We start from the raw sequence: 14,618 nt of genomic DNA on the forward strand, positions 1-14,618 counted from the left end.
CCGCGATTTTTGCGACGAGAACGTTGACCCCGGTAATGAATGAAGGTAGCTCTGGATGCCAGCCGTCAAAGTTAAAGAGAACGAACCCTTCGACGTAGCTCTGCGTCGTTTCAAGCGCTCCTGCGAAAAAGCCGGTGTTCTGGCTGAAGTTCGTAGCCGCGAATTTTACGAGAAGCCGACTTCCGAGCGTAAGCGCAAAGCAGCTGCTGCTGTTAAGCGTCACGCCAAGAAAGTTCAGCGCGAACAGCGCCGCGCCGTACGTCTGTACTAATACACAGACGTTCGCTGCAAGCTTCTGCCAAGCCCGGCCCTCAGCCGGGCTAATGGCATTTGCGGAATACGCTTGATGCTTCACCGTCAAAGCCGCCCATGCGACCCAGACGAATCTGCTTCACCACGTCAGACCTGGCTTCTTGCCAGCGGTGCACGTCTTTTCTGACGAGCCTTCCAAGGCTACTGACGAGCACACCCTTACTGATTCCTGCAGACGATCAGCCCAAGGCGCCCTTCTCCAGCGCCCGCTTGATGAGCTATCCGAGGCCCTCCAATGGCCACTGTCGGACTCAGCGCACGGCCTCAAATAGTCGAATACTGATTGCAATTAACGTCAGTGGACGTTCGGCAGATACACTTCCCGACTGCGATCAAGCCGAAAACCAGGTCGAGCAGCGCCCCCTTCAGGCCCCGCCTCACCTGATCTTTCGACAGCGTCGCCAGGGCTATTTTTCCCCGCAGTGATGACGAGAACGCAATGGCCGGGCTTATTCCCCAGAGCTTTATTGACGACCTTCTGAACCGCACCGACATCGTCGATGTAGTCAGCTCGCGCCTGCAGATCAAGAAAGCCGGCAAGAATTACACAGCCTGTTGCCCATTCCACAAGGAAAAGACCCCCTCCTTCAGCGTCAGCCCCGACAAGCAGTTCTATTACTGCTTCGGCTGCGGCGCAGGCGGCAATGCCCTCGGCTTCATCATGGACCACGACAATCTGGACTTTCCCCAGGCCGTCGAGGAACTGGCGAAAGCTGCCGGCATGGAGATCCCCCGCGAGGAAAGCAATCGTGGCCAGCGCAAACCCCGACAACCCACAGACTCACCGCTGTACCCGCTGCTCAGCGCCGCTGCCGACTACTATCGCCAGGCACTGAAAAGCCACCCGGCACGCAAGGCAGCAGTCGACTACCTCAAGGGGCGCGGCCTCACCGGCGAAATTGCCCGGGACTTCGGCCTGGGTTTTGCGCCGCCCGGCTGGGACAACCTGTTCAAGCATCTGAGCAGCGACACTCTGCAGCAGAAAGCCATGATCGATGCCGGACTGCTGATTGAGAACGCCGAGACCGGCAAGCGCTATGACCGCTTTCGCGATCGCGTGATGTTCCCGATCCGCGATACCCGCGGCCGGATCATTGCCTTCGGCGGCCGGGTGCTGGGGGACGACAAACCCAAATACCTGAACTCTCCGGAAACTCCGGTATTCCACAAGGGCCAAGAGCTTTACGGTCTGTTCGAAGCCCGCAAGAACAACCGCAACCTCGACGAAATCATCGTCGTCGAAGGCTATATGGACGTGATCGCCCTGGCCCAGCAGGGCCTGCGCAATGCCGTCGCGACTCTGGGCACCGCCACCAGCGAGGAACACCTCAAGCGCCTGTTCCGCATCGTGCCCAACGTATTGTTCTGCTTTGACGGCGACCAAGCCGGACGCAAAGCTGCCTGGCGCGCCCTCGAGGCCACCCTGTCCTGCCTGCAGGACGGGCGCCGCGCGCGTTTCCTGTTCCTGCCGGAAGGGGAAGACCCCGATACCCTGGTCCGCTCCGAAGGCACAGACGCCTTCCGCGCCCGTATCAACCAGCACGCCCAGCCGCTGGCGGACTATTTCTTTCAACAACTGATCGACGAGGCCGACCCACGCTCACTGGAAGGCAAGGCTCATCTGGCGACCCTGGCAGCACCGCTGATCGAGAAAATCCCAGGGGCCAACCTGCGCACCCTGATGCGCCAGCGCCTGACCGAAATCACCGGCCTGACCAATGAAACGGTGAATCAACTAGCCCACAGCGCCCCAGCGGAAGCCCCCCCAATCTATGACGCTGGCATCGACTATGACGCCATGCCGGATTATGCCGACTACCACGAGCCCCATCAGGAAGCGTACGCCCCCCAAAAAGAGTGGACGCCGAAGAAAAGCGGCGGTGGCAAGAAGTGGGAAAACAAGCCCTGGGACAAGAACAGCAAAGGCAAGCGCCAGGGCGATCGCGACCAGCCTCGCGGCCCTCGCGTCCCGGCGGCGGTGGAGCCTCCTACGCTTGCAGCCTTGCGCACCCTGCTGCATCACCCGCAACTGGCAGAAAAAGTTGAAGATGCCGGACATTTTGCCGATGACGACAACACCAACACTCAGTTGCTGGCGGCCCTGATCGAAGCCGTACAGAAAAATCCTAAGCTACGCTCTATTCATCAGCTGATGGCGCGCTGGCACGGTACTCAACAGGGGCACCTGCTTACCGCACTGGCAGAAAAAGAGTGGTTGATCGACGGAGATAACCTTGAACAACAGTTTTTCGACACCATTAATAGCTTGTCCGCTCGCCAACGCGAGCGTGTTTTAGAACAACTTCTCAGGAAATCGCGCCAAAGCGAGCTCAGCAGCGAAGAGAAAATACAGCTGGTTGAGCTTCTAAAACGCAATGTTCCCGCATCAAACCCGACCTCAACTGGCGCGTGAGGTCATAGCTCGGGTATAATCCTCGGCTTGTTTTTTGCCCGCCAAGACCTTCAGTGGATAGGGTGTTATGTCCGGAAAAGCGCAACAGCAGTCTCGCCTCAAAGAGTTGATCAGCCGTGGACGTGAGCAGGGTTACCTGACTTACGCGGAGGTCAACGACCACCTGCCGGAGGATATTTCAGATCCGGAACAGGTGGAAGACATCATCCGCATGATCAACGACATGGGGATCAACGTATTCGAGAGTGCTCCGGATGCGGATGCCCTTTTGTTGGCCGAAGCCGACACCGACGAAGCAGCAGCTGAAGAAGCCGCAGCAGCGTTGGCGGCTGTGGAAACCGACATTGGTCGCACTACCGACCCAGTGCGCATGTACATGCGCGAAATGGGTACGGTAGAGCTGCTCACACGTGAAGGCGAAATCGAAATCGCCAAACGTATCGAAGAGGGCATCCGTGAAGTGATGGGCGCAATCGCGCACTTCCCTGGCACGGTTGATCACATCCTCTCCGAATACACTCGCGTCACCACCGAAGGTGGCCGCCTGTCTGACGTTCTCAGCGGGTACATCGACCCGGATGACGGTATTACGCCGCCTGCCGCCGAAGTACCGCCTCCTGTCGACACCAAAACCGCGAAAGCGGATGACGACAGCGATGACGAAGAAGCTGAAGCAACCGAAGACGAAGAAGAAGCCGAAAGCGGTCCGGATCCGGTCGTCGCTGCACAGCGCTTTGGCGCCGTCGCCGATCAGATGGAGATCACCCGCAAGGCGCTGAAGAAGCACGGCCGCGAGAACAAGCAAGCCATCGCCGAGATGTTGGCCCTGGCCGAACTGTTCATGCCGATCAAGCTGGTTCCGAAGCAATTCGAAGGCCTGGTTGAACGTGTACGCAGCGCCCTGGATCGTCTGCGTCAGCAAGAACGCGCCATCATGCAACTCTGCGTGCGTGATGCCCGCATGCCGCGTGCCGACTTCCTGCGCCAGTTCCCGGGCAACGAAGTGGATGAAAGCTGGACCGACGCCCTGGCCAAAGGCAAGAGCAAGTACGCCGAAGCCATTGCCCGTCTGCAGCCGGATATCATCCGTTGCCAGCAGAAGCTGACCGCGCTTGAAGTTGAAACCGGCCTGAAGATTGCCGAGATCAAGGACATCAACCGTCGCATGTCGATCGGTGAGGCCAAGGCCCGCCGCGCGAAGAAAGAGATGGTTGAAGCCAACTTGCGTCTGGTGATCTCCATCGCCAAGAAGTACACCAACCGTGGCCTGCAGTTCCTCGACCTGATCCAGGAAGGCAACATCGGCTTGATGAAAGCGGTAGACAAGTTCGAATACCGTCGCGGCTACAAGTTCTCGACCTATGCCACCTGGTGGATCCGTCAGGCGATCACTCGCTCGATTGCCGACCAGGCCCGCACCATTCGTATTCCGGTGCACATGATCGAGACGATCAACAAGCTCAACCGCATTTCCCGGCAGATGCTGCAGGAAATGGGTCGTGAACCGACCCCGGAAGAGCTGGGCGAACGCATGGAAATGCCTGAGGACAAGATCCGCAAGGTATTGAAGATCGCTAAAGAGCCGATCTCCATGGAAACCCCGATCGGTGATGACGAAGACTCCCATCTGGGCGACTTCATCGAAGACTCGACCATGCAGTCGCCAATCGATGTAGCCACCGTTGAGAGCCTGAAAGAAGCGACCCGCGAAGTACTCTCCGGCCTCACTGCCCGTGAAGCCAAGGTCCTGCGCATGCGCTTCGGCATCGACATGAATACCGACCACACCCTTGAGGAGGTTGGTAAACAGTTCGACGTGACCCGTGAACGGATTCGTCAGATCGAAGCCAAGGCGCTGCGCAAGCTGCGCCACCCGACGCGAAGCGAGCATCTGCGCTCCTTCCTCGACGAGTAAGACCAAAACCCCCAGCCCAGCTGGGGGTTTTGCTTTTTGCAGATCCCCCCTCTCCCACCCCATAGCCCGTCTACACTCGAAACATTCCCCGTGCCATAACGAGACGGTTATGCCCAGACTGTCGGCCATGCTTCTGCTGGCGCTACTTACCTGGACCGCAACGGCTGGCGCGCTGACTCTCACCGATGAAGAACGTGGCTGGCTCAAGGCCCACCCGCAACTGCGTCTGGGTGTAGATGCCTCCTGGCCGCCCTTTGAGTATCGGGATGAAGAGGGCCGCTACCAGGGCCTGGCAGCAGACTACATCCAGCTGATCCAGGAACGCCTGTCAATCACCCTGACGCCCGTCGAACCGGCCAGTTGGACCGCCGTGCTCGAAGATGCCAAGCAAGGCAAGCTGGACCTGCTGCCCGGCATCATGTCGACTCCGGAACGCCAGAGTTACATGGCCTTCACCCGCCCCTATCTCGACTTTCCCATTGTTATCCTGGCCCATGCAGGTGGCGCACAACCGCGTAACCTCAAGGATCTCTACGGCCTCAAGGTCGCGGTGGTGGAGAACTACGCCCCCCACGAGTTGCTGCGCACCCAACACCCGGACCTGAACCTGGTGGCCCTGCCCAATATCAGCTCGGCCCTGCAGGCCCTGGCCACCGACGAGGTGGACGCCGTAGTGGGCGATCTGGCCTCCAGTGTCTGGAGCCTGCGCCAGCTCAAGCTCGAGGGCCTGTACGTCAGCGGCGAAACCCCTTATCGCTACCAGTTGGCCATGGGCGTCCCACGGGACAGCAAGATCCTGGCGGGCATACTCGACAAGGTCCTGGCGGACCTCAGTGCCGAGGAAATCAGCGAAATTCAACAACATTGGGTCGGCAGCGTCCTCGACCATCGGACGTTCTGGTCGGATGTCCTGATGTACGGTCTGCCCGGCCTCCTGCTGTTGGTCACAGTGCTGGCGGTGGTGATCCGCATCAACCGTCGCCTGAGCTCGGAGATCTCCCGCAGGGTGGCTCTGGAACAAGAGTTGCGCCGCAGTGAATACCATTACCGCAGCCTGGTGGAGAGCCTCTCGGCCATCGCCTGGGAGGCGCGTGTCAGCGACTTCACTTACAGCTATGTCTCCCCCCATGCCGAGGCCCTGCTGGGCTACCCCCTATCCCACTGGCTGATCCCGGGGTTCTGGCGCAACATCATCCACCCCGCCGACCTGACTCGTGCCCAGGCCTTCTGCGACCACGAAGTACAGGCCGGACGCGACCACAGCCTCGACTATCGAGTGATCACCGCCGACGGCCGATGCCTCTGGGTGCGCGATATCGTCAGCCTGATCGAACACGGCCATGAGCCGGTGATGCGCGGCCTGATGATCGACATCAGCGAGACCAAGCACACTGAAGAGGCCCTGCGCCTTTCCGAACAGAAGTTCGCCTCGGTGTTCCAGCAGTGTCCGGACATCCTGGTCATCGCGCGCCTGTCCGACGGCTGCCTGCTGGAGGTCAACAAAGCCTTCGAGGAGCAGATCGGCCTGAGCGCCGAAACCGTGATTGGCCAGACCGCCACCGAACTGAATATCTGGGGCATCCCGGGGGTCGGCCCGAGCCTCTTGCAGCGCTTGCAGGCCGGTAGCATCCGCAACCTGGAAATGCCCTTCCGCCGCCACAATGGCCAACTCTTCACCGGCCTGATCTCCGCCGAACCCTTCGACCTCGACACCACCCCGGCGCTGGTGGTGGTAGTCCGCGACATCAGCCAGCTCAAGGAAACCCAGCAACAGTTGCAGACCTCAGAGGAGAAGTTCGCCAAAGCCTTCCATGCTTCACCAGATGGGCTGTTGCTGACCCGGCAACGGGATGGACTGCTGATCGAGGTCAACGAGGGCTTTAGCCGCATCACCGGCTTCAACAGTGCCATGTCCCTGGATCGTTCGACTCTGGACCTGGGAATCTGGGTCAACCTCAACGAGCGCAAGCAGCTGCTCGACCTGCTGCAGCGGGACGGTTTTGTCCGTGACTTCAGCTGCCACATCCGACGCAACGATGGCCAGATCCGTCTCTGTGAACTGTCGAGCCGACCGCTGCCCATTGGCGGCGACGACTGCATGCTGACCATTGCCCGGGATATCACCGACCGCCAGTTGATGCAGGAAAAACTGCAGCAGGCCGCCACGGTGTTTGAGAGCACCGCCGAAGGCGTAATGATCACCGATACCCAGCAGCGCATCAGCGCCGTCAATCGTGCCTTCAGCGAGATCACCGGTTACAGCGAAAGTGAAACCCTGGGACACACACCGCGCCTGTTGGCGTCCGGCCTGCATGACAGCGCCTTCTATGCGGCGATGTGGCACCAACTGACCCTGGAAGGCCACTGGCAGGGCGAGATCTCCAACCGCCGCAAGAACGGCGAGCTCTACCCCAACTGGCTGACGATCAACGCAGTGCGCAACAAGGATCGGCAGATCACCCATTTCGTTGCGGTGTTCGCCGACATCTCCAGCCTCAAGCATGCCCAGGCACGCCTCGACTACCAGGCCCACCACGATCCACTCACCGGACTGCCGAACCGCACCTTGTTCGAAAGCCGCTTACTGACCGCGCTCAACAGCCAAGAGGAAAACGGCAGCCAGGGCGCCGTGCTGTTTCTCGACCTGGACCGCTTCAAGCACATCAACGACAGCCTTGGGCACCCGGTGGGCGACCTGCTGCTCAAAGGCATCGCGGTACGTCTCAAGGAACAGTTGCGAGACATCGACACTGTCGCCCGCCTGGGTGGGGACGAATTCATCATCTTGCTTCCGGGCCTGCATCAGGCCAGCGACGCCGACCATATCGCCACCAAGCTGCTGAACTGCTTCACCGCCCCCTTCCAGGCAGGCGAACACGAGTTCTTCATCAGCGCCAGCATCGGCACCAGCCTGTACCCCAAGGACGGCTGCGACGTTGCCACGCTGATCAAGAACGCCGACGCCGCCATGTATCGCTCCAAGGCCAAGGGGCGCAACCGGGTCGAGCGCTACACCCGCGACCTGACCGCCCAGGCCAGCGAACGTGTCGCCCTGGAGCACGAACTGCGACGAGCCATCGAACGCGGAGAGCTGTCTCTTTATTTCCAACCCAAGATCAGCCTCAGCAGCCACGAACTGGTGGGGGCCGAAGCGCTGATTCGCTGGCACCACCCCAACTTCGGCGACGTCCCCCCCGAGCATTTCATTCCATTGGCGGAAGAGAACGGCATGATCCTGCTGATCGGGGACTGGGTACTGGAACGGGCCTGCCAGCAACTCCATACCTGGAGTCAGCGCTATGAGAATTTCGGGCCACTGTCAGTGAATCTGGCAGGTGCCCAGTTGCGCCAACCCAACCTGCTGGGCCGCATCGAACAACTACTGCGCGACTATGACCTGCCGCCTGGGTTGCTGCAGTTGGAAATCACCGAGAACTTCATCATGAGCCAGGCCGAAGAAGCCCTGGAGGTACTGCATCAGCTCAAACGCCTGGGAATGCAACTGGCCATCGACGACTTCGGCACCGGCTACTCGTCCTTGAGCTACCTCAAGCGCCTGCCTCTGGACTTTCTCAAGATCGACCAATCATTCGTCCGCGGCTTGCCGGACGACCCCCACGATGTGGCGATAGTCCGCGCCATCATCGCCCTGGGCCGCAGCATGCAATTCACGGTCATTGCCGAAGGTGTTGAAAACCAGGCCCAGCAGACCTTCCTCACTCTCGAAGGCTGCGAGCAGATCCAGGGCTACATCGTCAGCCTGCCCCTGGAAGCCGATGAGTTCTGCGCAACCTTCCTGCAGATCCGGGTTTCCGACTTTTCGGATAGCACAGCCGAGAAACCATCGTTATAATCCGCCGCCTACTGAGGGCCTATAGCTCAGTTGGTTAGAGCAGAGGACTCATAATCCTTTGGTCCACGGTTCAAGTCCGTGTGGGCCCACCAAATTGAAAGCCGCGTGATACGCGGCTTTTTTGTGCCCGCAGGTTTTACCTGGCTTCAGGACATGGCGCGCTTCGCGCAGTCTTTTCCAGGGTCACCCAAGACCGAGATACCTGGCGTGCGCTGATGAAAAAGCCGCGCTGGGCGCGGCTTTTTTAGAGTGCCGTGACGCGGTGGCTATTTCGGCAGCGCGTAGGCGATCACATAATCGCCACGGTCCGTCGACTGACGAGCACCGCCTGCGGTGAGCAGGATGTACTGGCGCCCGGTCTTGGGCGATACGTAAGTCATCGGCCCCGACTGACTACCGACCGGCAAGCGCGCCTTCCAGATTTCGTTGCCATTGCCGGTATCGAAGGCCCGCAGGTAGAAGTCCTGGGTGCCAGCGAAGAACAACAGGCCGGATTGGGTCGCCAGGGACGCGCCCAGAGTCGGCATGCCAATCGGGATCGGCAGGTGCATGCGAATCCCCAGCGGACCTGTGTCCTGCACAGTGCCCACAGGCACCTGCCACACCAATTTCCTGGTCTTCAGATCAATGGCCGACATGGTGCCGAACGGCGGCTTCTGACAAGGAATACCAACAGCCGAGAGGAAACGCTGACGCATGGCACCGAACGGCGTGCCTTCCTGGGGCACTACGCCCATTTCGATACCACTGGCACCGGCAGCGATCTGATCCCGAGGGATCATGTAGTTGGCCAGGCCCAGGCGCATGTCGTTGACGAACATGTAGTGGCTGGTCGGATCCACCGACACGCTGCCCCAGTTCATGCCTCCCAGGGAGCCGGGGAACTGCAGTGCGTGATCCAGGCCAGGCGGGGTGTACACACCTTCATGGCGCATGCCCTTGAACTGAATGCGGCACATCAGTTGGTCGAAGGGCGTTGCGCCCCACATATCGGATTCGGTCAGGGTCTGGTTGCCAATGGATGGCATTTCCACCGAGAACGGCTGGGTCGGCGAGTAACGCTCACCCGGCACATTGCCCTGGGGCACCGGCCGCTCTTCGACCCGGGCAATCGGCTTGCCGGTCTCGCGGTTGAGCACGAAGATCTCGCCCTGTTTGGTGACCTGGGCCAATGCCGGTTGCACGCCACCCTTGTCGTCCGGAATGTCGTACAGCAGCGGCTGCGCCGGCAGGTCGAAATCCCAGAGGTCATGGTGGGTGGTCTGGAAATGCCAGCGCACCTGGCCAGTCTTCACGTCGAGGGCGACGACCGAGGAGCTCCACTGGTCATCGAACTCGCTGCGCTGACCGCCGAAGAAATCCGGCGTGGCGTTGCCGGTGGGCAGGTACACCAGGCCCAGCTTGGCGTCATAGGACATCGCCGACCAGACGTTCGGGGTGCCACGGGTATAAGTTTCACCCGCCGGCGGACGTTTGGTGGTGGCCGGGTTGCCCGGGTCCCAGGCCCACATCAGCTCGCCGCTGCGCACATCAAAAGCCCGCACCACGCCTGGCGGCTCGCCCGTGGAGAAGTTGTCCGCCACCCGGCCGCCCACGATCACTACAGTGCCCGCCACCAGAGGCGTCGAGGTTTGCTGGTAGTAACCCGGCTTGATCTCGCCCATGTCGGTTTTCAGGTCGACCGTGCCCTGGTGGCCGAAGTCTTCACAAGGCTTGCCGGTTTCAGCATCGAGCGCAATCAGGCGCGCATCGCCGGTCGGCAGGAACAGGCGCCTGGTGCAAGCCGCAGGAGCAGCAGGCGTCGAGGACGCGGTTACCGCGGCGGCCGAGGCGTCGAAATAGCCCAAGCCACGGCAACGCTGCCAGTTGGGCGCGTAGCCTTTGGGGTCGAACTTCCAGCGCTCGGCGCCGGTGTCGGCGTCCAGGGCGAACACCTTGCCGTAGGCGGTGCAGGTGTAGACGGTATCGCCGATCTGCAGTGGAGTGTTCTGGTCTTCGGCACCGGCACCGTTGCTTTCAGGCAGGTCACCGGTGCGAAAGGTCCAGGCCACTTGCAGTTGGCCGATATTGCCCCTGTTGATCTGGTCCAGGGCGGCAAAACGGTTACCCGCTGTGGTGTTGCCCCAATGGGCCCAGTCTTTCTGTTCAGTGCCCGGTGCCACTGGCTGGATCGCCGGCACCTTGTCCGCCTTGACCACATGGGTCGGCACGAACATGTAGGCCAGGGTCGCCACTACGCCAACGCCCAGCAGCCCCGCCAAGCCATAGGCCCCACGCCCGGGGCGAGCACCGGAGGCGCGCACCAGGGTCGGGTAGATCAGCGCCACCACCAGGCCGATCACGGCAAAGGTCAGCACCCGCGAAACCAGCGGCCAGTATTCCAGGCCCGCATCCCAGACCGCCCAGATCGCAGTCAGCACCAAGGCCACGCCGTACAGCCTTGCACCACGGGGATTCGCCCGGGCGATCAGCACGCCGGACACCAGCATCGCCAGGCCCATCAACAAGAAGTAGGCGCTGCCTCCCAGGCTCAGGAGATAGCCACCGCCCCCCGCCAGGCCGAGCCCGATCAGGGCAATCAGAACGCCCAGCCCCATCAGGAGCCATCGGCTGCCGGTGGCAGCCCCCGTGTTTTTCATGTCAAACCTCTGCCATCTGTAAAACCAGGTCGCGAGAATGTACTAACTGGTTACTTATGACAACTTGTCGCAGGCTATTTGTTTCAAAAAAAGTCCCGATCGCCAAAGATCAGCCCCCGATCCGAACAGACAATCGGCAGCAGCAGCCAGGGTTTGCCCGAGGCTGTAACATGCTCGCTCCCTCGATAGCCGTGCTGGAGCCCATCTTGTCCGATAGCCGCCCTCCCGTTCTTGATGAAGTCGACCGTCAGTTGATCGCCGCCCTGCAGATCAACGCCCGCGAGAGCGTGGCCATGCTGGCCCGGCAGTTGGGTATCGCCCGCACCACCGTGACCTCGCGCCTGGCGCGCCTGGAAAAGACCCGGGTCATCACCGGCTATGGCGTGCGCCTGGGCCAGAGGGTGGTCGACGGCGGCTTGCAGGCGTATGTGGGCATCAAGGTCCAGCCGCGCTCCGGCAAGGAAGTGCTGCGCCGCCTGAGTGGCATGGCTCAGGTCCAGCAACTGTGCGCGGTGAGCGGTGAGTTCGATTACGTGGCCTGGCTGCGCACCGACTCGCCGGAACAGCTGGACCAGTTGCTGGACCAGATCGGCAGCGTCGACGGTGTGGAAAAGACCACCACCTCGATCATCCTCAGCAGCAAGATCGATCGCGGGCATGCGCTCTGACGCGCCGCAGCCGATAGCACTCCGCCGTCAATCTGAATCATCTATTCGTCATATTGATAAATAACAATGCATAACGACGACAGTTTGCGTCTTATTTACGTGTTTCACCCTCTCTAGAATGGCTGCCATCTTTTCCTATACTCAGCACTCTGCTGAGCCGCCCGCCAAGGTCAGCCATGAACAAGAACAATCGCCATCCTGCAGACGGTAAGAAGCCGATCACCATTTTCGGCCCGGATTTCCCTTTCGCCTTCGACGACTGGATCGAGCATCCCGCCGGCCTGGGCAGCATCCCCGAAGCCCAGCACGGCACCGAAGTGGCCATCGTCGGCGCGGGTATCGCCGGCCTGGTGGCCGCCTACGAACTGATGAAGCTGGGCCTCAAGCCGGTGGTCTATGAAGCGTCGAAGATGGGCGGCCGCCTGCGCTCCCAGGCCTTCGAAGGTGCCGAAGGGATCATCGCCGAGCTGGGCGGCATGCGCTTTCCGGTGTCGTCCACGGCCTTCTATCACTACGTCGACAAGCTCGGCCTTGAAACCAAGCCCTTCCCCAACCCGCTGACCCCAGCGTCGGGCAGCACGGTCATCGATCTGGAAGGCCAGACCCACTACGCACAAAAACTGGCTGACCTACCGGCCTTGTTCCAGGAAGTCGCCGACGCCTGGGCCGACGCCCTGGAGGACGGCTCGCGCTTCAGCGAGATCCAGCAAGCCATTCGCGATCGCGATGTGCCGCGCCTCAAAGAGTTGTGGAACACCCTGGTGCCGCTGTGGGACGACCGCACGTTCTACGACTTCGTCGCCACCTCCAAGGCCTTCGCCAAGCTGTCGTTCCATCACCGTGAAGTGTTCGGCCAGGTGGGCTTCGGCACCGGCGGCTGGGACTCGGACTTCCCCAACTCGATGCTGGAAATCTTCCGCGTGGTCATGACCAACTGCGACGATCACCAGCATCTGGTGGTCGGCGGCGTCGAACAGGTGCCCCTGGGCATCTGGCGCCACGTGCCGGAGCGTTGCGCCCACTGGCCGGCCGGCACCAGCCTCAGCTCGCTGCACCATGGCGCGCCACGCACCGGAGTCAAGCGCATTGCCCGGGCCGCCGACGGCCGCTTCAGCGTCACCGACAACTGGGGCGATACCCGGGAATACGCAGCGGTCCTGACCACCTGCCAGAGCTGGCTGCTGACCACCCAGATCGAATGCGAAGAGTCGCTGTTCTCGCAGAAGATGTGGATGGCCCTGGACCGCACCCGCTACATGCAGTCGTCGAAGACCTTCGTCATGGTCGACCGGCCGTTCTGGAAGGACAAGGACCCGGAAACCGGCCGCGACCTGATGAGCATGACCCTCACCGACCGCCTGACCCGCGGCACCTACCTGTTCGACAACGGCGACGACAAGCCGGGGGTGATCTGCCTGTCCTACTCGTGGATGAGCGATGCCCTGAAGATGCTCCCGCAGCCCGTGGAAAAGCGCGTGAAACTGGCCCTGGACGCACTGAAAAAGATCTACCCCAAAGTGGACATCGCCAGCCGCATCATCGGCGATCCGATCACCGTGTCCTGGGAAGCCGATCCGCACTTCCTCGGCGCCTTCAAGGGCGCATTGCCGGGCCACTACCGCTACAACCAGCGGATGTACGCGCACTTCATGCAGGACGACATGCCTGCCGAACAGCGCGGCATTTTCATCGCAGGTGACGATGTGTCCTGGACCCCGGCCTGGGTCGAGGGCGCGGTGCAAACGTCGCTCAACGCCGTGTGGGGGATCATGAAACACTTCGGCGGCGCTACCCATGCCGAGAACCCGGGGCCAGGGGATGTGTTCCATGAGATCGGGCCTATCGCCCTGGCGGATTGAACAATACTGACCGCGGCTGCAGCGAATACCGGCGAGAGCTCCTTGGGGCTCGGCGCCGGACCGTACGCCGAACACGAGACATCGGCTACAGTGCCGGGTCAGCCAGTCAGAGGAGTGAGGACCATGCGTGTCGCCCTGTATCAGTGCCCGCCATTGCCGTTGGACGTGACGGCCAATCTGCAACGCTTGCATCAGGTGGCCATGGAGGCCACCGATGCCGATCTGCTGGTGCTGCCGGAAATGTTCCTCAGCGGCTACAACATCGGTGTGGAAGCAGTCGGCGCTCTGGCCGAGGCCCAGGATGGCCCCTCGGCCCAGCACATCGCTGCTATCGCTCAAGCGGCGGGTACGGCGATTCTCTATGGCTACCCGGAGCGCAGCGCCGACGGACAGATCTACAACGCCGTGCAACTGATCGACGCCCACGGCCAGCGCCTGTGCAACTACCGCAAGACCCATCTGTTCGGTGACCTTGATCACTCGATGTTCAGCGCCGGCGCAGATGACTTCCCCCTGGTGGAGCTCAACGGCTGGAAGCTCGGTTTCCTGATCTGCTACGACATCGAGTTTCCGGAGAACGCCCGGCGTCTGGCCCTGGCCGGTGCCGAGCTGATCCTGGTGCCGACGGCGAACATGATTCCCTACGACTTCGTCGCCGATGTGACCATTCGCGCCAGGGCCTTCGAGAACCAGTGTTACGTGGCCTACGCCAACTACTGCGGCCGGGAAGATCAGATCCGCTACTGCGGCCAGAGCAGCATCGCCGCCCCCGATGGCAGCCGGATCGCCCTGGCCGGACTGGACGAGGCCCTGATCATCGGCACCCTGGATCGTCAGCTGATGCACGAGTCCCGGGCACTGAACCACTATCTTGCCGATCGCCGTCCCGAGCTTTACGACGACCTGAGCAAGCGCTGATCCGGGGATATCCGCTAGCATGGGCGCCTCTCTGTTCTGGA

General features: G+C 61.3%; 8 protein-coding genes and 1 tRNA gene. 8 read left to right on the forward strand and 1 reads right to left on the reverse strand.

From position 1 onward, the window contains the following. Nucleotides 1-55: 55 nt before the first annotated feature. From rpsU to J5M73_RS20040, 5 genes are all read left to right on the forward strand, one after another. Entirely contained in the window at nucleotides 56-271 is a 216-nt protein-coding gene (gene rpsU, locus J5M73_RS20020) for a 30S ribosomal protein S21 (RefSeq protein ID WP_002551877.1), read from the forward strand. Between the two features lie 480 nt (nucleotides 272-751). Further along, nucleotides 752-2,725: a DNA primase gene (gene dnaG, locus J5M73_RS20025; protein ID WP_102861932.1), complete on the forward strand. Its 1,974-nt coding sequence runs from the start codon at nucleotides 752-754 to the stop codon at nucleotides 2,723-2,725. Nucleotides 2,726-2,792: 67 nt separating this feature from the next. Further along, entirely contained in the window at nucleotides 2,793-4,640 is a 1,848-nt protein-coding gene (gene rpoD / locus J5M73_RS20030) for an RNA polymerase sigma factor RpoD (protein ID WP_102861933.1), read from the forward strand. A 109-nt stretch (nucleotides 4,641-4,749) separates the two neighbouring features. Continuing rightward, the gene (locus J5M73_RS20035) at nucleotides 4,750-8,493 is read left to right on the forward strand and encodes an EAL domain-containing protein (protein ID WP_102861934.1); all 3,744 of its coding nucleotides are present in this window, start codon (nucleotides 4,750-4,752) and stop codon (nucleotides 8,491-8,493) included. Nucleotides 8,494-8,508: 15 nt separating this feature from the next. Next, nucleotides 8,509-8,585 (forward strand) — tRNA-Ile (locus J5M73_RS20040). Between the two features lie 174 nt (nucleotides 8,586-8,759). Here the strand turns inward: J5M73_RS20040 and J5M73_RS20045 are convergent. Then, entirely contained in the window at nucleotides 8,760-11,132 is a 2,373-nt protein-coding gene (locus J5M73_RS20045; RefSeq protein WP_102861935.1) for a glucose/quinate/shikimate family membrane-bound PQQ-dependent dehydrogenase, read from the reverse strand. A 206-nt stretch (nucleotides 11,133-11,338) separates the two neighbouring features. Between J5M73_RS20045 and J5M73_RS20050 the strand changes: the two genes are divergently transcribed. From J5M73_RS20050 to J5M73_RS20060, 3 genes are all read left to right on the forward strand, one after another. Next, on the forward strand, nucleotides 11,339-11,800 hold the full coding sequence (locus J5M73_RS20050) for an Lrp/AsnC family transcriptional regulator (RefSeq protein ID WP_011063845.1): 462 nt from the start codon (nucleotides 11,339-11,341) through the stop codon (nucleotides 11,798-11,800). 176 nt (nucleotides 11,801-11,976) lie between these two features. Beyond that, nucleotides 11,977-13,659, forward strand: coding sequence for an NAD(P)/FAD-dependent oxidoreductase (locus tag J5M73_RS20055; RefSeq protein ID WP_102861936.1), 1,683 nt, complete (start codon nucleotides 11,977-11,979; stop codon nucleotides 13,657-13,659). A 123-nt stretch (nucleotides 13,660-13,782) separates the two neighbouring features. After that, on the forward strand, nucleotides 13,783-14,577 hold the full coding sequence (locus tag J5M73_RS20060) for a carbon-nitrogen hydrolase family protein (RefSeq protein ID WP_102861937.1): 795 nt from the start codon (nucleotides 13,783-13,785) through the stop codon (nucleotides 14,575-14,577). Nucleotides 14,578-14,618 lie beyond the last annotated feature (41 nt).

Origin of the sequence: Pseudomonas sp. 50_B (assembly GCF_017491625.1) — a bacterium.
GTDB lineage: Bacteria > Pseudomonadota > Gammaproteobacteria > Pseudomonadales > Pseudomonadaceae > Aquipseudomonas > Aquipseudomonas danubii.